This is a genomic window from Paludibacter sp. 221, from assembly GCF_010501035.1.
Lineage (GTDB): Bacteria > Bacteroidota > Bacteroidia > Bacteroidales > Paludibacteraceae > QVMH01.
The window spans coordinates 57,079-80,735 of sequence record NZ_QVMH01000005.1 but is presented as its reverse complement, the minus strand read 5'-3'; the positions used below and the strand labels follow the sequence as shown (position 1 = coordinate 80,735).

The window sequence follows — 23,657 nt, the reverse complement described above, 5'->3', positions numbered from 1 at the left end:
GTATATCGGGAAACAAGATGCATTTCCTATTTTGACAAACTGCTTTTTCTTGGAAATTCAGATATGCTTCCACACAAAACCCTGTAGAACCTTTTTTGCTTGCCGAAAGATAACAAAGTTGGTTATTCACATAGTAAATCCTGTAAAGGAATTTGCTATGTCCTATTTTCAGATCAGCGAAAAGCCGCGAGACTTTTACTCTTTTGCCTGAATGAGGAATGTCTACATAAAAATTTTCCTTAATGCGGATACGTCCCATTATGAGCAGTTCGCTGATGGAACGGTAAAATGTATCGAGGATGAAATTCCGTTCGAAGTGCCAGAGGGGTGGTGCTGGTGTAGGTTGAAGGATGTATTTGTCTTAAATCCGAAAAACAGCTTAGAGGATGAAGACATAGTTGCTTTTATTCCAATGACACTTGTAGCCGATGAATTTTCAAATTCATTTGAGGCCTATTCCTAAATCAAAAAATTAATCCCAACTAAATTATTGCTAATTAGTTGGGATTTTTTTATCTTTAGAAAGGGGTATTTTGAAACTATTTACTGAATAGCTCTAATTAGATAAAATATAACTGATTTGCAATAAGATACTTTGCTATTGATGATAGTTATTGGAAATGGATGATAATCTCAACCTACTTCCCGATACAAAATTTACTAAAGATATTGCCAAGTATCTCATCTGTTGATATTTGCCCTGTTATCTCGCCTAAAAAGTGCATACACTCACGGATATCCTGAGATAGAAAGTCGTGTGAGATATTATTTTCCAATCCGTCAATAACACGCTGAATAGAGGTTTGTGCTTTAGTCAACGCCTCATAATGGCGTACATTGTTTACCACCACATCCGTAGCTTGCAATTCCGGTATTTGAGCAGCCTTTAACAAAGCAGTTTCCAACTCTTCGGTATTAATCCGCTCTTTAGCCGAAATATAAATCCGTTCGGCATCAAACTGGTCAAAAAGCTCATCCAGCACTTTATATTCCTCTTCATCAATTTTATCAATCTTATTAAAGACCAATATCACCTTTTTCCCAACAGCCCGCTTAGCAATACGCTCAGTCAGCCATTCAATATGTTCGCTCACTTGCGTACTGTCAATCAACCACAAAATAATGCTCGCTTGTTCTATCTTTTTATAAGTACGTTCTATTCCCAGATTTTCTATTTTATCCTTCGTTTCACGGATTCCGGCCGTATCAATAAAGCGGAACATCACACCATTAATATTCACCGAATCTTCAATCACATCGCGGGTTGTACCATGTATATCCGACACAATTGCCTTTTCCTCATTCAAAAACAGATTGAGCAAGGTAGATTTTCCCACATTTGTTTCGCCTACCAACGCTACCGGGATTCCGTTTTTGAGCACATTACCCAGATTAAATGAATCTGCCAGTTTCGATATTTTTTCCTCTATTTCTTTAGCAAGCAGGTTCAATTCTTTACGGTCGGCAAACTCTACATCTTCCTCATTGAAATCGAGTTCCAACTCTATTAAAGAAACAAAATTCAACAGTTTCTCACGAATCAAGGTCAGTTCGTTGGAGAAATTGCCACGCATTTGGCTTAAAGCCATCCGGTGCGAGGCAGCCGAAGTAGACGCAATCAGGTCGGCCACAGCCTCAGCTTGCGAAAGATCCATTTTTCCATTCAGAAACGCGCGTTGCGAAAACTCACCGGGACGAGCCAACTCACACCCTTGCTTAAGCAACAACTTTAAAATCTGCTGCTGAATGAACACCGAACCATGACATGAAATTTCGATTGTATCTTCGCCGGTAAAGGAATGGGGAGAACGAAAAAGCGTAACCAAGACATCGTCAATAGTTTCGCCCTTGTCAGTTACTACCGAACCAAAAACAACGCTGTTTGCTTCTTTTTCGGTTAGTTGTAAATCCTTTTTCTTCGGAACAAAAATCCGGCTGACATATCCGAAAGCATCCTTGCCCGAAACACGTATAACAGCAATGCCGCCACTCCCTGCCGGAGTTGATATAGCAGCTATAGTAGAAGCATTTGTCATAATTTTTTTTAAATATAAGGGTAAAAATACAGATGAAATTTCTAATAAATTAATTCTGCCATCAGCACAATGATACACGTTAGCGGATAAGGTTTATATCTCCCTTTTTTTCATACTTAACACCATCAGTACCTTTTGCCTTTATCACATAAAAGTAAGGTCCCATAGCGGCATTCTTTCCGTTTATACGTCCGTCCCAGCCTTTTGTAGGGTCTGTCCATTCGTATATTAGTTTCCCCCAGTTGTTATACACCCAGCAATGAAAACTCTCTAAAGAACGGAACACAACCTTAAATTCGTCGTTAACACCATCACCATTGGGGGTAAAAACATTAGGCACTTCCAACAGCGATTCAGACACATTCACATCGATAGAGTCTGTATATGCACAAGTTCCATTCTCCACATGGAGCTTTACTTTATAGCTGCCGGCTTCGCTGAACACATTGAACAGTTTTTCCTCCGTACGGGTTATCCAAACCTCTTTTCCTTTATATATCTGCCACGTGTACATAGTGTTGTTGGGGTCGCTCGAATTACCCTCAATAGTTATTTGAAGGGGTGCTGAACCATTTATCGGAGGGTTTGGCGCGTCCTCTTTTGGCCGTTCCACCTCATTAGTAGCATCGCGCACTATCAAAAATGCTTTCATGCGAGACTCAATCCCCACATATGGGCTTGTTTCCAACTGTACTGTCGGCAACGGGTCTATCTCCAGCCTCTCTGCAAACTCATCGCCTGATAAGGTGAATTTTGTATCTTTCAAAGGTGCGGACAGCCTTATGAGCGTTTCTTTGGGAAGTACGACTTGTTTCTTTTCTTCCTTGTCCGACCAGCTATCATTCCACTCACGAGTTTCGTAAGTCAATGTAAAAGTCCGGTCGATAGGATAAGGAGCAGCCGACTGAGGTTTCTGATAGCTCAATGCAGGGACAGTCGACGACGGATTCAACTTCAATATAATACCATCGCACGACGAGTTTTCGAGTACCGGCTCCAAAGCAGCCGAACTGAAATCAGGTAAAAAATTCTGATAATCAATTATCCATACTACAGCTTTTTCTGCCCCGTCTACTTCCAAGATATATCCTGCTGCATTTTCATAATCAAGCTGAATTTCGGAATAATTACTGCCATCGTTGGTATTCGAAGCATAGTTCGTTTTTACGCCGCCTTTATACTTATACCATACATAACTGCTCTCGCCTGCCGAACCCCAGTATTGAAGTGCCGAAGTAGGTTTTATTCCGTTTATTATATATACTGACACATCAGCCGGAGCCTTATCGTATTGCAGGTATTGCGATTCGGGATTATTTAACGTAACCTGCGACGTAACAGGCAGTATAAAACTCAACAAACATAAAAGGAAAATTGGTTTTTTCATACTATACAGGTGGTTCAAATTCGTACAACATAAGCTCTTGTGTACGAATAAAACGATGGTATATCATTATTTGTACACAAAAGTACACCTTTCTAATCAAAAACAAAAAAAACGTTGAATTATTGTACTTGCGTCAGCAGATACCGTTATTTTTCTTACATTTGCATCTGTTCTAAAAAAAAATCGCGGCATAAAACAAACTGCACAAAACAGCGTTCTTTAAAAAGAATAAATGATTGCTGTTTTTTTTAAGATTTCAAAAATGTATATGAAAAACCAGATTATCTGTTTTCTTATTATGCTTCTCTTACCTTTGCACTTTTATGCACAGGAAGACCATTATAAGACACAAGTTATAGATGGTGTCGAATATTATATTTATACCGTTCGCCAAAGCGAAGGGCTGTACCGTATCAGTGTAAATTTCGGAGTTCCACAAAACGAGATTTTATCTGTAAATCCCGAACTTAAAGAAGGATTAAAAGCAGGTCAGGTCATTTTTATTCCAAAGAAAAAAGACGTAAGGCCTTCGGATACCACCATTCAGCAGCACAAGGGTGAAAGCAAAAAATCCGCACCTGTTGATATAATTGCGTCCGCTTTTGGAGGAAGCAGCCCTGCCGAATCCCCAAAAGAGAAAACTCCAATCGTAGCCAAAAACACAACACCTACCCTACAATCAAAGTCGGAGCCTAACTTTTATTATCATCGGATACAAAAAAAAGAAACCCTCTACTCGCTTAGCAAGCAATACGAGGTAAACCAAGAAGACATACTGAGATACAACCCACAGGCCAAAGCCGGATTAAGAGAAGGAGACATTTTGCGAATACCTAAGCCGGAAGACATATACCCTGAAAAAAAAGAAGAAAAGCTACAAGAAGACCTGTCGGTTAAATACCTGATACATAAAGTTGAACCAAAAGAGACACTCTACTCCATAGGCAAAAAATACCAAGTGAAAGTAGATGATATCTTAAAAATAAATCCCGATTTCGAAGTATTAGGCATAGGCCAGGAATTACGGATACCGTATTATGCCGGCTTAATAACAACCGAAACCAAAGGAGGAGAAACAACATCTTTTATCGACTGGGATAAACTTCTGGAAAAGAAAGACAGCATTATTCCAAGCGAAAAAGCAATGAGCATTGCATTCCTGTTGCCATTTGCCCTCGAAAACAAAAACGACGCAAGCATAGCACGTTTTGTCGACTTTTACGGTGGAGCGGTATTGGCTATTCACGAAGCCAAAGAAAAAGGTATATCGCTTGATATATATACCTACGACACGGGGAAAACAAAGGAAACGATGGAAGCTATTCTGACCAACCACCCCGAACTAAAGGAAATGGACTTGATAGTAGGGCCGGCATATACAGCCCAAGTGCCTGTGGCTACACTATTCGCACGGCAAAATGAGGTTAAGATGCTCATCCCGTTCACATCCAAGGTAATGGATATTGAGTACAACCCCTATGTTTTTCAGTTTAATCCCGGAAACGAAGCCGAAATTGAGCACCTTAAGCATCTGTTTGAAACAAAGCTGAACAATATGAACTATATATTTGCCGATATAGAGGGTATTCCCGTTCAGGACGAAGGTTTCACTACAAGCCTGCAATTAAAAAGCATATTGGAAGAGCAAGGTAAAGCGTATCAAACACTAACCCTCTCCTACCCCGATGTCAATTTATTCGACTCGGTAGCAGTTTATTCTAAAAAAAATCTGATAATATTCAATACCGAACGTTTCGGAAACGTACAACCTTACTTTGAAAACCTGAACCGCACCGACAGGCGTTATGATATAATGCTATTGGAAAAATTCAGTTGGAAAAGCCAAAATTCGCACCGTCCTATTGGCGTATATGTATCAGCATTCAGAACTGAATATGAAATGGAGAATCTGGAAGAATATGAAGAAAGGTTTCTGGACTTGCTGGGTTGGAAAGCTATCGAACAGAATCCGCGTTACGACATACTTGGATACGATTTATTAAGTTATTTCATCACGTTGCTCAACAACGAGGAATTAGATATTCTGTCGGCTCCCGAGTTAGATATGTATCTGGAAGGACTGCAATCGCAATTCCGGTTCAGGCGTAATTCACCAAAATCGGGATTCATTAATCAACAGGTTTATTTAGGCGAAAGTCAGATAAAATAGAGTAAATGAATATCCGTTTTATCGTATAACTTTTTTCTTCGTCGGACCGACCTTGTCCGGTGAGCCGAAAAATAAGAGCAGACGGCGTTAAAAAATCGTCCCTGTTTGAGCGACGTGAGGAGCGAGTTTGGAAGATTTTAGCCGGCAAACGCCAATTTTTCGTGTGAAGCGGGCACAGTCTTGATTTTTTTGCTTCGTTTTTGCATCAAGGCAAAAATGAAGTGGGGTTACAGGGGCAAAGCCCCTTGAAAAAATAATTTTTATTAATTAACAAGAAAGCAGATAGTCATATAAGAGTAAATGCCATGCGAAAAATTTGTTTCCTCTGTGTATTATTAATATCCTCTGTATATGCTGTTTCGCAGACTATCTTATTAGACCCTGCCGAAATATACATCGGAACTTCACACGGTGCTACAGCCTCGATGGTTATGTTTACGCCCAATGTGGAGCAGGATATTCTCATTGGGTACAACGGAGGAGTAACATTTCGTTATGTGACAGAAAAGAACTTAGGAATGCAGATAGAGCTTAACCTATCGCAGCGGGGATGGAAAGAAAAAGAAAACTTATACGCCAAACGCTTGAACTACATAGAGCTACCGTTTTTAGCGCACATCTACTTTGGCAAAAAATCCCGTTTTGTGTTTAATATAGGCCCCAAAGCTGCCTTCCTTATTGGTGAAAAAACATTGATAGACAACACAGGTGCATCTACCCGCCCACAGCATACAAAAGAGATACAAAGTAAATTTGATTACGGTGTCACAGCCGGATTGGGTTTCGAATTCTCTGTAAAAAAACAGAACTTCTCGCTCGAAGCTCGGGCCAATTACAGTTTAAGCAATATTTATCATCGAAACTGGAAAACTTTCCGTTATTCCGACAACATGAATTTAGCCCTCAACTTGGGCTGGCTTATGAAAATAAATAAGTAAAACGCCTCCAATCCTCCCCTTTCTGTTTAAAATTATACATTTTTTGAACAAAATTATACATTTTATACCCCGCTCTTTTAATATCTTTGTAATCGTGAACATCAAAAATTTTTACAAAGATTTTTTATAACATCATTTTAAAAGCATACAAGCATGAAAACTAATTATGAACTTCGTTATGCATCGCACCCTGCAGATGCTAAGAGCTACGATACAGCTCGCCTCCGACAAGAACATCTGATTAACACCCTGTTTACCGCCGATGAAGTAAACATGGTGTACACATTATACGACCGTTTAATCGTAGGTGGAGCCATGCCGGTAAAAGAAAAACTGAATCTGGAGTCGATAGACCCATTGAAATCCAAGTTTTTCCTCTCGCGCCGCGAATTCGGCACGTTCAATGTAGGCGGAAAAGGTAAAATTACCGTTAATGGCGAAGTGTTTGAATTGGATTACAAGGAAGCACTTTATTTAGGAGCGGGCGACCGCGAAGTTATTTTCGAAAGTTTAGACCCTAACAATCCGGCTAAATTTTATTTCAACTCGGCCCCGGCACACCGCAATTACCCCGATAAAAAAGTAACAAAAGCTGATGCCGTAGTTGCCGAAATGGGAACTATGGAGGGTGCAAACCACCGCAATATAAACAAAATGCTTGTTTCGCAAGTGTTGCCAACATGCCAGCTACAAATGGGCATGACAGAGTTGAAACCGGGCAGCGTATGGAATACAATGCCGGCACACACACACAGCCGCCGTATGGAAGCATATTTCTATTTTGAAGTACCCGAAGGGCAAGCGGTATGTCACTTTATGGGGGAACCTACTGAAACACGCCATATATGGATGAAAGGCGACCAAGCCGTTATCTCTCCCGAATGGTCGATACACTCGGCTGCTGCTACAAGCAACTATACTTTTATCTGGGGAATGGCTGGCGAAAACCTTGATTATGGCGACCAAGATTTCTACAAAGAAACCGAATTGCGCTAATAAGACTTCACAAAACAGAGAGTGTGAGGTTTAAAACCTTGTACTCTCTGATAAAACGGAACTAATTAAAACAACACAAAACGCCGGAGAAATATATCCGGATTGACTTGAGAAATAATAAACAAAATGACACAATTTGATTTAACAGGAAAAGTAGCTCTTGTAACAGGTGCTACTTACGGAATCGGATTTGCTATTGCATCCGGTCTGGCTCAATCGGGAGCTAAAATAGTATTCAACGATATTAATCAAGAGTTGGTTAATAAAGGAATAGCTGCATACAAGGAAAAAAATATTGAAGCTAAAGGATACGTGTGTGACGTGACAAACGAAGACCAAGTAAATGCTATGGTTGCCCAGATAGAGAAAGAAGTAGGTGCTATTGATATCCTTGTAAACAACGCGGGAATCATCAAGCGTATCCCTATGCACGAAATGTCTGCTGCCGATTTCCGTCAGGTTATCGACATCGACTTGAATGGGCCTTTCATCGTAGCCAAAGCTGTTATTCCAAGCATGATGAAAAAAGGCAAAGGAAAAATCATCAATATCTGCTCGATGATGAGCGAACTCGGACGCGAAACAGTATCGGCTTACGCAGCGGCAAAAGGTGGCTTAAAAATGCTTACCCGCAACATTGCTTCCGAATATGGTCAATACAACATTCAGTGTAATGGCTTAGGCCCCGGCTATATAGCTACACCGCAAACAGCTCCGCTTCGCGAGAAACAAGCAGACGGCTCACGCCACCCATTCGACCAATTTATCATTGCAAAAACTCCTGCTGCCCGCTGGGGAACTGCCGAAGACTTAGTTGGTCCGGCTGTATTCCTTGCATCTGAAGCATCTGATTTTGTAAACGGACATATCCTGTACGTAGACGGTGGCATCCTTGCTTATATCGGAAAACAACCTTAATTTAAATACTTAAGCCTCTGCTGAAATTAGCAGAGGCTTATTTGTAAAACCGTATAAATTCTATATAAAATGAAAAAATTAATATTTTCGTTTTTAGCGGTCATTCTTTTGGTTTCATGCTCCAGCGAACCGCGCACGATTGTTGTAAACAATTTTGCGGAATTTGACCGCACCGGTGAAATCGTTGAAGTAAAAACATCTGTATTAAATTGCAACTTCAACAAAAAGTCGTACATACTGAAAGATGAAGGAGGAAATGAAATAGATTATCAACTTTTATCCGATAAGCAAACACTGCTGTTTCAAGCTGACGTTAAAGCCAGCTCGAAAAGCAACTATACCTTGACCGAAGGCACTCCGAAACAGGCAAAAGCATTGGTTTATGCACGTTATATTTCTGAGCGTAAAGACGACTTTGCATGGGAAAATAATTTTGCTGCATATCGGATGTATGGCCCGGCATTGGCAAATGAAAATCCAAGCAATGGGGTCGACCTTTGGCTGAAACGTACCGACGAGCTAATTGTAGATAAGTTTTATCACGACGAATTGAAGAAAGGGCTTTCATATCACATCGACCACGGACTGGGATTGGATTGTTATAAGGTAGGACATACACTTGGTGCAGGTGGTGTTGCGCTTTATACCGACAAACTATGGGTAGGCGACCATTACAGCCAACAGGAAGTAATAGAAAACGGCCCTTTGCGCGCTATTTTCAAACTGACTTACGATTCGGTTAAAGTAGACAGTAACTACTACAAACAAACAATAAAAATTACCGTTGACGCAGGTAGCATCCTCAACAAAGCTGAGGTTACTTACGAAGGAAACGAAATGCCACTCAAGATAGCGGGAGGTATATTTCTGCATGATGGCAAAGGCGTTGAATTTATTGATACTGAGAATAATGTAATCGGTTATGCCGAAAATGCTGTATCCGATGCAGGAATACCTTCGGGAAGAAACTATGTAGGAGTTTTTATGCCGGGTAAAGTGGAAACTGAAAAAGAACCCAACCACTTACTTATCTTATCCGACTACCAGCAAGGGTACGAGTTTACGTACTACTTCGGAGGTGGATGGAGCAAATGGGGATTCGCAACCGACGATGACTGGTTCGATGCACTTTTGCATTTCAGCAAAGTAACCGCAAGCCCACTAAGCATAAGTTTCAGATAATCAAGCAAATACATAAAACAATAAAAATAAGCATCGAAAACGAAATTTTGATGCTTATTTTGTTTAATTGAAAATTATGTATACCAAATATAACATCCACCCCCTTCAACACGAATGTCTGTTTATTTACGTATATTTGTAATCTAAAACGATAAAGATGAATCCAAAACTTAAGATTGTACTATACGGGGTGGGAGTTTTTGCGGTATATATAATACTGGTTGTTATCCTTCGTCTGATAAGCGGGAAATACCCTGAAAACCCCGAGATATTCGGAATATTCGCCACTAATGATATTTGGCTGGGGCTAATTGTTGCAATCGTACTCACATTCTCGCATGTGCAACGAAGAAAGTTGAAATAATCCCAACCTACTATTAATTTGACTGTTAGTAAATGCTCGAAACATTCAATTACATAATAGAATTTTTGTTGAGGGGAGAAAACACCTCGGATATTATTTCCGAAATTGCTTATACTTCCGATGTAAATAAGCACCCTAAATACAAGCTGGTAATAGTAAAATCGGATTTTTTTGACGATGCAATATACGGAACCGAAAAATCATTGCCTAAGCTGCCTCTAAATAATTTTGAAGGAATCCCAATCCTTTTTGGAGACGCCAAGATTGAGAAAAAGGGAGAAACTACGGTTCTTCACGCCGATATTATTGCAAGCACTTATTTTCTCATTAGCAGGTACGAGGAATATGTTCGCCGTGAGATAAGAGATGTACATGGACGTTTTCCCGGAAAAGAATCTTTACCCTACCAAGCCGGATTTATAAGTTATCCCTTAGTAGATGAATACGGTAAATTACTAAGAAAACTGCTGCGCGAAACAGGATTCGACATTCAAGAGCCAAAACCTCAAATAAAGAAAATATACCTGACTCACGATGTTGATTGCATTGCTCATTACCGAAATACGAAAAGTGTGGTAGGTGCCTTATTAAGGGGCAATTCACAGTTCAAAACGGCTTTAAAAACATATTTCACAGGCATACAACACGACCCTTGGTTTACTTTCGCATGGATATTGGAGCAAAATAACTCTCTGAAAAAGGGATGTACCGAAAGCATCTTTTTCGTTAAACCCGGAGGAGGCAAGCGGCAAGAAGACAAACCTCATTCTGATGTGTATGGGAAAGATTTTCAATATCTTTTTCAACTCCTAAAAGACAACAATGCTTCCATTGGCTTACATGCAAGTTATGAGGCGGGGATACACCCATCTTTGATTCCTGCAGAAAAAGCCAAGCTGGAAAAAGCCATTAAATCTCCCGTATATTATAACCGTCACCATTTTCTTGATACACGGGAGCCCGAAGATATGCAAGCTCTGGTAGAAGCGGGAATAACCCACGATTTCACAATGGGATATGCTGACGTTGCCGGTTTCCGGTTAGGGACATCAAGGCCTGTTCTTTGGATAAATCCTGCAACTAAGCAATTAACATCGCTTACATTACATCCGCTTACCGTAATGGATGGAACGCTGAATGAGCAAAGGTATATGGGATTGAACGAAGAAGAAGCCTATAATTATGTTCAGAAGCTGATAGACGAAACAAAAAAACATAATGGAGAGCTTTGCCTGCTGTGGCATAACACAACTTTGGGAAAGGATGGCAAATACTACCACCGGAATCTATATGCAAATATTATAGACTATCTAAAAACGATTATATAATTACAAGCCTTACTACACTTTTACCCCATGAATCTAAAAAAATCACTTAAATCGCTCATAAGCACATTTGTTGAATTTGTAAAAAAGGATTTCAACTGGAAAACGTACGCTTATACACTTGCCTTCATATTTATTTGTATATTTCTGAATTACCATTTTGATTTTTACAAAAATATAATGCGCAACAGCTATTATACAGGCAAGTCGATGTGGATGTACCCTCTTTTCTATATCTTCATTTATTTTTCAACAGCAATCCCCGTTCTACTTATCCAAAAAGACTATAAAACATTAAAAAACTACCGGTTTTACCTTAAGAGCCTATTCTTCATCATAATATACGGGGTATCTATCGGTTTTTACAAATATCGTCAATGGGAACTGCCTGATTTATCGCATCTGGAAAGAAACTTTGTGATGCGGATAATAGCACAATTAAAATCCGTTGTTCTCATTGTGATACCTCTTATATTCCTAAAATTATCTATCGACAAAAAAAACGTAAAAGGGTTTTACGGGCTTTCGTGGAATTCAAAACATTTGGACGCTTATATGCTATTATTCCTTTTACTGTTGCCTTTTTTAGTAATAACATCATTCACGCCCGATTTTTTAAAAGCCTATCCCCAATTCCGACCATGGCACTATGATGGTATTTTCAATTTATCAACCATAGGAAGAACTCTAATCTTCGAATCGGCTTACTCTGTCGATTTTGTAGTTACCGAATTGTTTTTCAGAGGGGCATTAATCATCGGGATGACCTCGATACTTGGGCCTAAAGCTATATTGCCTATGGTGGCTTTTTATGCTTCAATTCACTTTGGAAAACCGATAGTAGAAACGATATCCTCTATATTCGGAGGGTACATACTCGGTGTGCTCGCTTACCAGACAAAACATATATGGGGAGGTGTAATCGTACACATCGGCATTGCCCTTACTATGGAAGTTATGGGATTCATACAATATTACCTGCTTAAATAAAAACAGTAGGAAGGGTATTGTTACCCTTCCTACCAATATTTATCTAACCATGAGGATTAATTATTTACAAATAAGGATTATTCATTTTCTCATATCCTATCGTAGTATTATCACCATGTCCCGGATATACAACGGTAGTATCCGGTAGTGTAAACAAGCGTTCGGTAATCGACCTGATAAGTGTGGCATAATCGCCCCCAACCAAATCTGTACGCCCGATAGATTCCAAAAACAACACATCACCACTAAAAAGGATATTATCTTTCTCGCTGTAATATGCAAGGCTTCCGGGCGAATGTCCCGGCACAAATATGGCTCTCAATTCAGTGTTGCCAAAAACCACTTTCTCATCATCTTCAAGATACCCTTTCAACGGTTGAGCCTCTCCAGCATTCTCAAACCCAAAAGTTTGTGTCTGCACCGGATACATATCTACAAGAAACTCATCTTTCTGATTAGCTTCCGGAGCTATCCCGAATGTATCGTATAGAAACTTATTTCCAAACTGATGGTCGAGGTGCAGGTGGGTATTAATAACACGTTTCAATGTCAGGTTGTTATTTTCTATAAAAGCCTTTAATTCCTCTTTTTCGGCATCAAACAAGCACCCGGCATCAATAATGATGGCTTCGCCTGTTTCATCATACAGCACGTAAGTGTTTTCCTGAAAAGGGCTGAAAGTAAATATTTTTATTTCCATCTGTAAAAAAAATTTCTCCTATTGATTAAAGCGGAAGATATACCGCTTTTTTAGTTTCAAAAAATTCTTCCTCAAAATAATCACTGATATTATAAAGCTCTGCTATATTCTTAAAGGATTGTATTTCGTGCTGTAATTCCCCACCCTTCAAGCAAATCAATCCGTTGGGGATTGCATTTTTCTGTTCCGCACTTATGTTTTTCCTAACTAACTTCACCAAATCGCCCAAGGGCATAACAGCACGGCTCACCACAAAATCAAATTTCTCTTTTTCGTCCTGTACACGCAGATGCTTCAAAGTCACATTTTGTAATCCAATCGCATTAGCAACTTCTGCTCCAACTTTGATTTTTTTTCCGATTGAATCAATAAGAACAAATTCTGCACCAGGGAATAAAATAGCTAAAGGAATCCCCGGAAAACCACCGCCCGTCCCTACGTCAAGTACCCGTGTACCATCGTCGAACTGAATAATACTGGCAATTGATAATGAATGTAATACATGGTGCTCGTACAGGTTTACTATGTCCTTGCGCGAAATTACATTTATTTTTTCATTCCAGTCGGTATACAAATCATAAAGAGCCGCAAACTGGGATTTTTGCTTATCCATTAAATTGGGAAAGTATTTTAAAATTAAATCCATTATTCTATATTAATACTGATACGTTAAAAATAAATTATTTCGAGTAATTATATATTACATAGCTACATACATAAAAACATCGTTTTTTCGATTTAAAAGCCACATTAATATTTAAAGTCCCATAGGGACGAGAGTTTGGTAATGACCGGCTTTTAGTACTGCCTCTGCGTGCCGTAGGTACGCTACTTGCTGCAATAATGGTTTCGTACCTACGGCACGAATAATGCTCGTTATTATGTGTTATTATCAAACCTATGCTCCTACAGAGCATCCGGATGATATATTTCGATTGTCAAAACAAAAAAACAGTTTAACGCATCAGCATTAATTCCCTCGTCCTTTCGGATTTCTTGGCAAGCCAATGGAACAATCCGCTTTGCGGTGCGAGCAAGTTCGAGCGGCAATCCGAAAGCTATTATTTTGCGGGTTTTAAATCCGCTATTAGAATATCATCGGATTACAAATCCGATGAGACAGACTAAAAACATAAATGTTTACACCAAGAAAATTTATTTATTCAGTTTCCCCATAAACCGCTCCACATTTACAACAAACCGCTCATGTGTTGCCTTGCCTATCACCTCGCCTGAGCTATCTACCGCTTCGATACCGAAGTTATACTTACGTCCTTCCCTATTGGTTATTTCTGCCGTACAGCGTATATTTTCGCCCACTGCGCTGGCCTTTAGGTGCTGAACGTTAATCATTGTTCCTACACTCGATTCACCTTCGCCCAAGTCAGCAACTAACTGCATAGCCGTGTTTTCCATAAAAGCCACCAGCATTGGAGTTGCCAAAACAGCTAAAGTGCCCGAACCCAATTTTGCGGCTGTATCTGCTTCTGTTACTATAAACTCCTTTGTTATTTTTCCTTCTTGCATATTCAAATTCTTTTTAGCAACCCTACTTATTTCAAAACGGTTTTCTGTACTCACAGCCACTTTTCCATTGGCTGCACCCATAAGCAGTTTTTCCTTTCAGCAGTGTACCTTTTCCGCAAAGAGGGCATACAGTACCTACTATCGGGTCTTTTTCTTGTTTTGCCAAACTCATTATTTCATCAATTGTCCGGTTATCGCTTTTTACATTGAGCACAACCTTGCACACCATATCTTTCAGTTCGTCCAAAAAATCTTTAGCCTGATATTCACCGCTTTCAATCTGGCGAAGTTTCTTTTCCCACATTCCGGTCAACTCTGCCGACTTTAGCAAATCCTCCTGAATAGTCTGGATAAGCTCAACCCCCGTTTGCGTTGCTATCAGGTTTTTTCTTTCCTTTCGGATATAGCCACGCTTAAAAAGAGTCTCGATAATAGCCGCCCGTGTCGAGGGCCGTCCTATACCATTCTCCTTAAGGGCATCGCGTAGCTCCTCATTATCCACCAACTTACCTGCCGTCTCCATAGCCCTGAGCAAAGTAGCTTCTGTATAGGGCTTGGGAGGTGATGTCCATTTTTCAGCTAAATCAGGGTCATGAGGGCCACTTTCACCTTTTTCAAACAATGGCAATGTTTTATCCTCGTCGGCCTCCTTATTGTTTTCATCTTCTTCTTTCGCTTTATCAAAAACAATACGCCAACCCGCCTCTAATATCTGCTTTCCGGTAACTTTAAACTCAACCTCGCCTGCCTCGCCTAAAACCGTCGTAGTCGATATTTTACATTCCGGATAAAAATTTGCAATAAAACGCCTTGCAACCAAATCGAACACACGCTTTTCCGTATCGGTCAAGCCCGATGGATTCATCCCGGTAGGAATAATAGCGTGGTGGTCGGTAACTTTCTTATTATCAAAAACCTTCTTAGTTTTAGGCAGCTTGGTTTCAAGCAAAGGTTTTGTCAGTAATTCATAATCTTTCAGTCCCTTCAGTATATTCGGAACTTTTGGGTACATATCATCACTAAGATAAGTGGTATCTACACGGGGATAGGTGGTGATTTTCTTTTCGTATAAACTTTGGATTATCTTCAATGTATCGTCGGCCGAATAGCCGAATTTTTTATTACACTCTACTTGTAACGAAGTCAGGTCGAATAAACGGGGAGCCGATTCAGTTCCCTTTTTCACCGATGTATCCGTTACTGTAAAAGGTGCTTCTTTTACCTTCCGAAGAAATTCGGTTCCCTCCTCCACACTCGAAAACCGTCCCTTTGTTGCAGAAAAAACAGTATCCCTATAAACGGTTTTCAACTCCCAGTAAGCCTCCGGTTTAAAATTCTCTATTTCCAACTGGCGGTTGACAATCAAAGCCAACGTAGGTGTCTGAACCCGACCAATAGAGAGTACCTGTTTGTTCTTACCATATTTCAGAGTGTACAGGCGCGTAGCATTCATACCCAACAGCCAATCGCCTATAGCCCGCGACAAGCCCGCCTCATACAAGCGTTGATATTCATCTTGTTTTTTCAATTTGGCAAAGCCTTCGCGGATAGCATCTTCTGTCAACGACGAAATCCACAAACGCTTCACAGGGCATTTGCAAAGTGCTTTTTGAAGCACCCAGCGTTGTATAAGCTCCCCCTCCTGCCCTGCGTCACCACAGTTTATTACTTCATCAGCACTTTGTACAAGTTTCTCAATTACCTGAAACTGCTTTTGTATTCCTTTATCATCCATCACTTTAATTCCGAAACGCTGCGGAATCATGGGCAGTCGGCTCAAAGCCCAAGGTTTCCACTCAGGCGCATAATCGTGCGGCTCGAGCAAACCACATAAGTGCCCGAATGTCCAAGTTACCTGATAGCCATTCCCTTCGATGTAACCATCTTTTCGGGCTTTAGCTCCAAGTATCTCTGCTATGTCACGTGCTACGCTCGGTTTTTCTGCTATGCAAACTATCATCTCCTTTTGTATTCTAAAAAACAAAGTACAAAAATAGGCATTTATTTACAAAGAATTTTCACTATTCACACTGTTCGCTCCAAAATAGATATTGAAAAATAAGAAAGATTCTATTAAGCTGTAATTGCACAAACACTTAAATAACAACATTTACTATTTTGCTTCAATTTTCATTCTAAATACGCTATTGAGAATTGAAATCTATTTACTTTTTTTACTCATAAATTTTATCTTTTTAGCTGATAAACAAACAATTATAGTCCAACTGATTTATATTTTATCTCCCATCACTTCATTTTTTATTATTTCATTTTTAACTTTGTTTCAAAAGTGTGGAAATTCGCCGTAAATATGCTCCATTTCCATCTGCTTATTATTACCAAAAAATATCATGACGAAATGAAAAAAAACTATCTTTTATTAATTACATTTTTTATGTTGACCGCATTTTGCATGAATGCGGCTACTACTCCTGCCGAAGACTTACTGAACCGCATAGGTGGTGCAGGTACTTCCGAACGGATTTTGACTTCGATAGAACCATCAGCTGATTCGAAAGAGTATTTTACGATTACCTCCGAAAGCGGAAAACCAAAAATCATTGGCGACAGTTATTTATCCGTGGCAACAGGAATACACTGGTATCTGAAATATAATGCAAATGTGTTGCTGACATGGAATAATCTGACTACCGACCTGAGCGCTGTTACACTTCCGGTACCAGCAACAGCCGAGACACGGTCTACTTCGCTCAAATACCGTTATTATCTTAATTATTGTACTTACTCCTATACAATGGCATTTTGGGATTGGGAACGATGGGAGAAAGAAATCGACTGGATGGCAATGCATGGTATAAATATGCCATTGGCACTTACCGGAACAGAAGTTGTATGGCGTAATGTACTGGTAAACAAGCTGGGGTATTCCAAAACTGAGGCCAACGAGTTTATTGCCGGCTCGGGTTTTCAGGCGTGGTTTCTGATGAATAATCTTGAAGGTTGGGGAGGACCAAACCCCGACAGTTGGTATGACCAACAGGAGGCATTACAGAAAAAAATAGTAGCGCGCATGCGGGAGTTGAATATTGAGCCTGTCTTTGCAGGATATTCGGGTATGGTACCAAGTAATATCGCTACGAAAAAAGGCTGGAACATTTCAAACCCCGGAACGTGGTGCAGTTTTCAGCGTCCCGGATTTTTGTTGCCTACCGACGCTAATTTCAACGAAATGGCTCAGTATTATTATGATGAAATGCGTACCCTGTATGGCACTTCGCGTTATTATAGCATGGACCCTTTTCATGAGGGTGGCAATGTGAGCGGTGTAAATCTTGACGCTGCATATAAAGCAATATACAATGCGATGAAGAATTACAGCGGCAATGCAGTTACCCCTCAATGGGTATTGCAGTCGTGGAATGAAAATCCCCGTCAACAGGCTTTGGATGCACTTGAGCCGGGTACTCTTATTGTACTCGATTTGTTCTCTGATGGTGTGAAACGATGGGGAAACAGCTACAAACAATCAGACGGCGACAAACATCAGTTCGTATTCTGTATGTTGAGCAACTTCGGAGGCCGTACCGGCTTGCACGGGCGTATTGAAAAAACAATTGACGAGTTTTACGAAGCCAAAGCGCAGTTTCCTGAAACAATGCTTGGAATTGGTACTACAATGGAAGGCAGCGAAAATAACCCCGTGTTGTACGAGTCGGTTTATGAGTTGGCATGGCGCAATACCAAAACTCCGGCTGACGAATGGATTAAAGGTTATGCCAAGGCACGCTATGGTGCTCAGAATGATAAAACAGAAGAGGCATGGCAGCTGCTTATGAACAGCATTTATAAATGTACAACAGGTCAGCAGGGAGTATCAGAATCTTTGCTGTGCGCTCGTCCCTCATTAGATGCCGGTAGCGTATCTACCTGGTCAACTTCCGCTATTTATTACAACGTGGATGATGTACGCGAAGCAGCTTATCTGTTATTATCTCAAAAAGATGTGCTGTCGGGCTCCAATTACGAGTATGATGTGGTTGACGCTGTACGCCAGACGCTTGCCGACTATGCCAACGGATTATTGAAACGCATTAAAAAAGCTAATACGGATGGCAATACTAAATTGCGCAATGCTTTGATGGATCGTTTTCTTGAGGTAATCATTGATCAGGATAAACTGATGAATACAATTCCTGATTTCATGCTTGGCAGATGGATAAACGATGCCCGCAGCCTGGGAACTACACAGGCAGAAAAAGACCTGTATGAAAAAAATGCACGTTTGCAGGTAAGCACATGGGGGCCGTTGGCATCTGCCAACAGCAGCGGATTGCATGACTACTCAAACCGCGAATGGGGAGGATTGTTGAAAGATTATTACTACAAACGCTGGAAACTCTATTTTGACCGTATCAAAGCGGGTACTTCAACTCCAAACTCAACCGAATTTTTTAATATGGAATATGAATGGGCTACTACTCCAACCACTACCGAGCCATATCCTTTCGTATCGCAAAGCGATCCGCTTGAAACGGCAGCAGAAGTGTTTGGTAAGTATTATGCCGAGCTAATGATTGAAGGAGCAAACAGCACTACAATCTTGCTTCCTGTAGAAAACACGGCCGATTTTACCTCCGATGTGGCATATCAGGTAAATGCCTACCGTAGCAAAACACTGAAAGTAAACTTATTGGCGCAACCGCTAATGAAGGTATATATTGACTTCAACGGTGACGGGAGTTACAGCGAAAATGAAAAATTTTCTCCGGTTGTAAATGGAAGCACTGCGCTTTTTACAATCAATATTCCTGCTAATGCACAGAAGGGAAGAAAAGATTTACTGCTCTATACCGATATTGCCGGAGGGAGTATTGATTTTGGAACAACTGCGCTTTGCGGGCTCCGTTTCAGCAGTTCATTGCTTGTAATGGATGAAATTACTTCGCCGCGTACTATTACGGTAGCGGTTGACGATGAAAAAAAAGGAACCGTGGCTATTGACGGACAAACAGGCAATACAGTAACCACTACAGATATAGTTGTAGTAAGAGCCACCCGTAAAATCGGCTATGCTTTTAAAAACTGGACTAATGAGAGTGGAACTATTTTAAGCACAGAGAATCCGTTCAGCTATTACGAAAAAGAGTCGGTCACACTTACGGCAAACTTTGAGGAAAAAGGCGAAACTACTGTACTTCCGGCAGGAGAAAATTATACCACTTTCGACCCGCCGCTTTCTACTTCCGACAAATGGAGAATAGACGCTGAAATAACTGTATTTGGCGAGTCGTTTAACCAATGGGGGTCGTCGCTTTTTACCGAGGGGAACAATGCTTTCGATGGTTATAAGTTTCAGTATTACCTGAAATCGGGTGGTGAAATAATGCTCAACAACAGTGTTAACATAGATAACATTGTTGTTGACCAGACCAACGGTACAAAATTTAGCTTCGAGGTAGTAAGCGACGGTAGCGGTACAGTTCAGACACGCGTATCGGTTGGTGACAAGAGCTATGATTGGTATCCCTACACATTACCAACTATAACATATATCAGCAAAGCTACCAAGTATCCTTTAAGTATTTCGGTAATTCCGGACGATGATACAAATTCGCTATCCTGCTTACAGGCTCCGGATGTAAAAGTGTACGGAAAAAACGGTAAAATAACAATTGAAGGCTTGCGTACATCGGATGTATGCCGAGTTTTTACCATATCGGGCTATGAAGTGAATAAGGAAACCATACTTCCTACCGGCATCTATATTGTGATGGTCAATAATGTGTCTTATAAAATTATATTATAATTCCCACATTATCCTATGGATATATGTTTAATAAAATCACGTGAAGATAATAACTTGAATTTAAAAAAATCTAATAGTATGAAAAACAATCGACTTATTGTAAGTATATTATTACTTGCTTTTACAGCTTTTTCTCTTCGTCTCTCAGCAGCTCCCATTCAGTTAAATGATGGATGGTCTTTTAACTATGTTGCGGTTGGAACTGAAATTGTACTCACCGAAGTGGGCACATCCGGTGGAGAACATCTTATTATTCCGGCTACTGTAAATATCGACGGCGTCGATTATACAATCATTTCACTTAAAAATGACCTTTTTAAGGATAACACATCACTTAAAACAATTAGTATTTCTTCATCGCTTATCAGCCTGGGTACTGAAATAGCTACCGAAGAACCTTCGTCAAAACCTTTTGCAAACAATCCTATTACACTTACCACACCAGTGTCGAGCACTGATACATGGTTTATCAATGCTGTGGTAAATACTGGTGGCGAATCTTTCAACCAATGGGGTACTGCCTTGTTCGCATCCGGCGAAGTACCCAACACCGACCATTACCCAGGTGGTTTCCAGTTCTGGCTCAATAACGGAACAAGCAATAATAATGGACGCATACTGTATAAATATGGAAACAGCAGTTCGACCTATACATTTTCCGATCAGATTGTTATTCTTCCCGAAGGAACAAATGATGTTTCCATCAACCTGACATACGACCGTACAGGCAAATTTACTGCAATATTAGGTTCGGGCGATAAAACAGAAAAATTCAGCATCACACCTCCTGATGCTTTTGTCGGCTTTGACAAACTGTCAAGCGCAATCAGCGCAGCCGGAACATTCTCCAAACTGGAAATAAACAGATGCGCTTTTGGTACAACGGCAGGTAGTATATCCGGTGCTCCTAACCTGACTTATATTACGGTTGACGCAGATAATACAGTATATTCTTCAATAAATGGATCATTGTATGACGCCGCAGGTACATCTGTATTAGTTGACCTGAGTGCTCACAATCAAAACACAAAAGAACCGATTCTGATAGATAACTGGTCGTTTGATTATGTAGCAATCGGAACTGATATTGCATTGACCGAAGTCGTAACATCAGGCGATGGTGTACTCACAATACCTGGTACAGTGAAGATAGACGATGTTACTTACACCGTTAAATGGCTGAATAAGGAGCTTTTCGAAGGTAATACAGAATTAACTGAAATCGATATCCCTGCTACAGTAACAAGCCTTGATACTGAAATATCAGCCGAGAGCCCTGCAACAACACTATTTCCTGTAGAACTAACAAATCCGGTACTGAGCAGTGATATCTGGGTAATAGATGCTTGTCTGAATACAGGCGGTGAATCTTTTAATCAATGGGGAACAGCTCTTTTTGCTTCAGGCGAAGCACCAAGCCTTGATGACTATACAGGCGGATTCCAGTTCTGGCTCAACAACGGTACAGCGGGAGGAGAAAACAGTAAAGGTACAATAGTATATAAGTATGGTGGAGGAGCAACGAAACACACCTTCTCTGATGCCATAACTATACAGAAAGGCTCGAAGGAAAATATAGCTATTTCGCTGGCATATAACGATACTGAATATACAGCAAAAATAATATCAGGAGGAGTTACCGAAAACTTCACAGTTACTACAGGCGCTTGTACAGGTTTCAGTAAATTATCAAGTGCAGTAACGGCGGCAGGAAGTTTTTCGGAACTGACAATTACGAAAATCAATCCATCCGAAGGAGCAGGCTCACTGGTTGGATTAAAAAATCTTGCCAAAATTACCGTTGATGCCGAAAATACTGTCTATTCATCAAAAGACGGTTCGCTTTACAATAAGTCTGGCGAAACAATATTAGTTGACTTAGGAGGTGGCACTACTGCTCTAAATTCACAATCGACACAGCTACGGATTTACAGCCAGAATGGAAAAATCGTAATTGAAGGTTTAAATGATGGTGATGTATGCCGGGCTTACACCCTTTCGGGAACAGAAGTCGATTACGAATCAGCAAATCTTCCTGCCGGAATTTATATTATAACTGTAAACGGAATATCTTATAAAATCATAATGTAATCATTCATAGCTGATTAGTGGCAATTTAAGGCTTTGACGACAACAGTAAGTGCTGTTGTTACCAAAGCCTTAAATTATTAATACAATAGCTTATTTATCAATTTATATTCTTTTTAATATAGAAAACCGGGGCATTGTGCTTGTCTTCATTATATTGCAGCCAATACAAACAAAATTTATGGTACTACCCAACGAAATTGAAACTATTTTACATACAACCGTTCCACAAGATTTATTATCTTTACCCCGAAAAATAAAAAAGGATTAATAAATATGATACGTGCTATTATATTGGTAGGAATTGGCGGAGGAGTTGGCAGTATACTTCGTTACCTGACAAACGTGGTGGTCGAAAAGTATTTTCATTCCCATTTCCCGTTAGCCACTTTTATAGTCAACATGATTGGCAGCTTCCTTATAGGATTAATTTTTGGCTTATTTATCAAACAAGGGCTTGTAAACCAAGACTTAAAACACCTGCTTATTGCCGGATTCTGTGGCGGCTTTACTACATTCTCTGCTTTTGCCCTCGAAAATTTCAATCTTTTTCATTCCGGTCAACCAATGCTTGCTTTTGCTTATATTGCAGCAAGCGTTGTCCTTAGTTTATTCTTTGTGTGGCTGGGCATGTTACTCTTCAACGCGTAAAAACACAAAAAAAAGACTTCTGACCCAAACAATCAGAAGCCTTTTTGTATGCTGTAAATTTTCGTTACACAACACTTTCTAATATTGCCATAACAATACTCAGGATAACGCTAAACAACAACGCCCACCAGAAGTTAGCTACATGAAATCCCGGTACTATCCAACCTACCAACAGGATAATAAGCGTATTAATAACAAACAGGAACAAGCCTAATGTTACGACCGTGATAGGAAGCGACAATACTTGTAAAAGAGGTTTTACAACAGCGTTAAGCACGCCTAATACGATAGCTGTAATAATAGCAGTTCCAAAACTTTCGACCGAGATACCCGGCAGCAACCATGCCGTAAAATAAACAGCAATGCTTGATACGATAATGTAAAGAATAATACTCATGTTCTATGATTTTTTAATAAATGTTATTTTAAAATTAATAAACATACAATAAGGACATTTTGTTTACACGCGGAAATGAAAATAAGGGCAACCGCATCAAAATTACATTTTAAGCATCAAATTCATCAGATATTGTTCTTTCGTTTTTTCACTCTCAAAGTCCCTCTCAAAAACTTTTTTTCCTTTTTCCCTCTCCGTTTGGAGAGGGTGCCTGAAAGGCG

19 protein-coding genes and 1 pseudogene are annotated in these 23,657 nt (G+C 40.1%); 13 read left to right on the top strand and 7 right to left on the bottom strand.

Annotation, left to right across the window (positions count from 1 at the left end; all coding sequences use genetic code 11):
• The first annotated feature begins 211 nt into the window (after positions 1–211).
• Positions 212–463, top strand: coding sequence for a hypothetical protein (locus D0T49_RS12930; protein ID WP_203583407.1), 252 nt, complete (start codon positions 212–214; stop codon positions 461–463).
• 175 nt (positions 464–638) lie between these two features.
• On the opposite strand, the gene mnmE is transcribed toward D0T49_RS12930, so the two are convergent.
• Positions 639–2,036, bottom strand: coding sequence for a tRNA uridine-5-carboxymethylaminomethyl(34) synthesis GTPase MnmE (gene mnmE, locus D0T49_RS02255; RefSeq protein ID WP_163628968.1), 1,398 nt, complete (start codon positions 2,034–2,036; stop codon positions 639–641).
• Between the two features lie 79 nt (positions 2,037–2,115).
• Positions 2,116–3,423 (bottom strand): gliding motility-associated C-terminal domain-containing protein, encoded by a 1,308-nt coding sequence (locus D0T49_RS02250; RefSeq protein ID WP_163628967.1) that lies wholly within the window; start codon positions 3,421–3,423, stop codon positions 2,116–2,118.
• Between the two features lie 268 nt (positions 3,424–3,691).
• Between D0T49_RS02250 and D0T49_RS02245 the strand changes: the two genes are divergently transcribed.
• From D0T49_RS02245 to D0T49_RS02210, 8 genes are all read left to right on the top strand, one after another.
• A complete protein-coding gene (locus D0T49_RS02245; RefSeq protein ID WP_163628966.1) occupies positions 3,692–5,593 on the top strand; it encodes a LysM peptidoglycan-binding domain-containing protein in 1,902 nt (633 codons plus the stop codon).
• Between the two features lie 305 nt (positions 5,594–5,898).
• Entirely contained in the window at positions 5,899–6,531 is a 633-nt protein-coding gene (locus D0T49_RS02240; RefSeq protein ID WP_163628965.1) for a porin family protein, read from the top strand.
• A gap of 153 nt (positions 6,532–6,684) precedes the next feature.
• A complete protein-coding gene (gene kduI / locus D0T49_RS02235) occupies positions 6,685–7,527 on the top strand; it encodes a 5-dehydro-4-deoxy-D-glucuronate isomerase (protein ID WP_163628964.1) in 843 nt (280 codons plus the stop codon).
• Positions 7,528–7,653: 126 nt separating this feature from the next.
• Positions 7,654–8,445, top strand: coding sequence for a gluconate 5-dehydrogenase (locus D0T49_RS02230; RefSeq protein ID WP_163628963.1), 792 nt, complete (start codon positions 7,654–7,656; stop codon positions 8,443–8,445).
• 69 nt (positions 8,446–8,514) lie between these two features.
• The gene (locus D0T49_RS02225) at positions 8,515–9,627 is read left to right on the top strand and encodes a DUF4861 family protein (RefSeq protein WP_163628962.1); all 1,113 of its coding nucleotides are present in this window, start codon (positions 8,515–8,517) and stop codon (positions 9,625–9,627) included.
• A gap of 157 nt (positions 9,628–9,784) precedes the next feature.
• Positions 9,785–9,991, top strand: a complete 207-nt coding sequence (locus D0T49_RS02220; protein ID WP_163628961.1) for a hypothetical protein — start codon at positions 9,785–9,787, stop codon at positions 9,989–9,991.
• A gap of 32 nt (positions 9,992–10,023) precedes the next feature.
• Entirely contained in the window at positions 10,024–11,319 is a 1,296-nt protein-coding gene (locus tag D0T49_RS02215) for a polysaccharide deacetylase family protein (RefSeq protein WP_163628960.1), read from the top strand.
• Between the two features lie 27 nt (positions 11,320–11,346).
• Positions 11,347–12,306, top strand: a complete 960-nt coding sequence (locus D0T49_RS02210; RefSeq protein WP_163628959.1) for a CPBP family intramembrane glutamic endopeptidase — start codon at positions 11,347–11,349, stop codon at positions 12,304–12,306.
• 64 nt (positions 12,307–12,370) lie between these two features.
• On the opposite strand, the gene D0T49_RS02205 is transcribed toward D0T49_RS02210, so the two are convergent.
• The 4 genes from D0T49_RS02205 to D0T49_RS02190 all read right to left on the bottom strand — a co-directional run bounded on the left by D0T49_RS02205 (position 12,371) and on the right by D0T49_RS02190 (position 16,493).
• Positions 12,371–13,006: an MBL fold metallo-hydrolase gene (locus tag D0T49_RS02205; protein ID WP_163628958.1), complete on the bottom strand. Its 636-nt coding sequence runs from the start codon at positions 13,004–13,006 to the stop codon at positions 12,371–12,373.
• Between the two features lie 25 nt (positions 13,007–13,031).
• Entirely contained in the window at positions 13,032–13,652 is a 621-nt protein-coding gene (gene rsmG, locus D0T49_RS02200) for a 16S rRNA (guanine(527)-N(7))-methyltransferase RsmG (protein WP_163628957.1), read from the bottom strand.
• Between the two features lie 509 nt (positions 13,653–14,161).
• Complete coding sequence (locus tag D0T49_RS02195; protein WP_370519567.1) at positions 14,162–14,614, bottom strand: thioesterase family protein; 453 nt, start codon at positions 14,612–14,614, stop codon at positions 14,162–14,164.
• Entirely contained in the window at positions 14,565–16,493 is a 1,929-nt protein-coding gene (locus tag D0T49_RS02190) for a DNA topoisomerase 3 (RefSeq protein WP_163628956.1), read from the bottom strand. The genes D0T49_RS02195 and D0T49_RS02190 overlap by 50 nt, the downstream gene beginning before the upstream one ends.
• 399 nt (positions 16,494–16,892) lie before the next feature.
• Here D0T49_RS02190 and D0T49_RS13180 point away from each other — a divergent pair.
• From D0T49_RS13180 to crcB, 4 genes and pseudogenes are all read left to right on the top strand, one after another.
• A pseudogene (locus D0T49_RS13180) lies at positions 16,893–19,040 on the top strand (alpha-N-acetylglucosaminidase); the annotation flags it as partial.
• Positions 19,041–19,064: 24 nt separating this feature from the next.
• The gene (locus D0T49_RS13175; protein ID WP_370519568.1) at positions 19,065–20,300 is read left to right on the top strand and encodes a GEVED domain-containing protein; all 1,236 of its coding nucleotides are present in this window, start codon (positions 19,065–19,067) and stop codon (positions 20,298–20,300) included.
• Positions 20,301–20,378: 78 nt separating this feature from the next.
• On the top strand, positions 20,379–22,391 hold the full coding sequence (locus tag D0T49_RS02180; RefSeq protein ID WP_163628954.1) for a hypothetical protein: 2,013 nt from the start codon (positions 20,379–20,381) through the stop codon (positions 22,389–22,391).
• 273 nt (positions 22,392–22,664) lie between these two features.
• Positions 22,665–23,039, top strand: coding sequence for a fluoride efflux transporter CrcB (crcB, locus tag D0T49_RS02175; RefSeq protein WP_163628953.1), 375 nt, complete (start codon positions 22,665–22,667; stop codon positions 23,037–23,039).
• Between the two features lie 64 nt (positions 23,040–23,103).
• On the opposite strand, the gene D0T49_RS02170 is transcribed toward crcB, so the two are convergent.
• Positions 23,104–23,436, bottom strand: a complete 333-nt coding sequence (locus D0T49_RS02170; protein ID WP_163628952.1) for a phage holin family protein — start codon at positions 23,434–23,436, stop codon at positions 23,104–23,106.
• Positions 23,437–23,657: the final 221 nt, after the last annotated feature.

Excerpts from the sequence above, each read along its gene's own strand:
- D0T49_RS12930 (WP_203583407.1), top strand. The coding sequence starts at position 212 with ATGAGGAATGTCTACATAAAAATTTTCCTTAATGCGGATACGTCCCAT.
- mnmE (WP_163628968.1), bottom strand. The coding sequence starts at position 2,036 with ATGACAAATGCTTCTACTATAGCTGCTATATCAACTCCGGCAGGGAGT.
- D0T49_RS02250 (WP_163628967.1), bottom strand. The coding sequence starts at position 3,423 with ATGAAAAAACCAATTTTCCTTTTATGTTTGTTGAGTTTTATACTGCCT.
- D0T49_RS02245 (WP_163628966.1), top strand. The coding sequence starts at position 3,692 with ATGAAAAACCAGATTATCTGTTTTCTTATTATGCTTCTCTTACCTTTG.
- D0T49_RS02240 (WP_163628965.1), top strand. The coding sequence starts at position 5,899 with ATGCGAAAAATTTGTTTCCTCTGTGTATTATTAATATCCTCTGTATAT.
- kduI (WP_163628964.1), top strand. The coding sequence starts at position 6,685 with ATGAAAACTAATTATGAACTTCGTTATGCATCGCACCCTGCAGATGCT.
- D0T49_RS02230 (WP_163628963.1), top strand. The coding sequence starts at position 7,654 with ATGACACAATTTGATTTAACAGGAAAAGTAGCTCTTGTAACAGGTGCT.
- D0T49_RS02225 (WP_163628962.1), top strand. The coding sequence starts at position 8,515 with ATGAAAAAATTAATATTTTCGTTTTTAGCGGTCATTCTTTTGGTTTCA.
- D0T49_RS02220 (WP_163628961.1), top strand. The coding sequence starts at position 9,785 with ATGAATCCAAAACTTAAGATTGTACTATACGGGGTGGGAGTTTTTGCG.
- D0T49_RS02215 (WP_163628960.1), top strand. The coding sequence starts at position 10,024 with ATGCTCGAAACATTCAATTACATAATAGAATTTTTGTTGAGGGGAGAA.
- D0T49_RS02210 (WP_163628959.1), top strand. The coding sequence starts at position 11,347 with ATGAATCTAAAAAAATCACTTAAATCGCTCATAAGCACATTTGTTGAA.
- D0T49_RS02205 (WP_163628958.1), bottom strand. The coding sequence starts at position 13,006 with ATGGAAATAAAAATATTTACTTTCAGCCCTTTTCAGGAAAACACTTAC.
- rsmG (WP_163628957.1), bottom strand. The coding sequence starts at position 13,652 with ATGGATTTAATTTTAAAATACTTTCCCAATTTAATGGATAAGCAAAAA.
- D0T49_RS02195 (WP_370519567.1), bottom strand. The coding sequence starts at position 14,614 with ATGGGTGCAGCCAATGGAAAAGTGGCTGTGAGTACAGAAAACCGTTTT.
- D0T49_RS02190 (WP_163628956.1), bottom strand. The coding sequence starts at position 16,493 with ATGATAGTTTGCATAGCAGAAAAACCGAGCGTAGCACGTGACATAGCA.
- D0T49_RS13175 (WP_370519568.1), top strand. The coding sequence starts at position 19,065 with ATGATTGAAGGAGCAAACAGCACTACAATCTTGCTTCCTGTAGAAAAC.
- D0T49_RS02180 (WP_163628954.1), top strand. The coding sequence starts at position 20,379 with ATGAAAAACAATCGACTTATTGTAAGTATATTATTACTTGCTTTTACA.
- crcB (WP_163628953.1), top strand. The coding sequence starts at position 22,665 with ATGATACGTGCTATTATATTGGTAGGAATTGGCGGAGGAGTTGGCAGT.
- D0T49_RS02170 (WP_163628952.1), bottom strand. The coding sequence starts at position 23,436 with ATGAGTATTATTCTTTACATTATCGTATCAAGCATTGCTGTTTATTTT.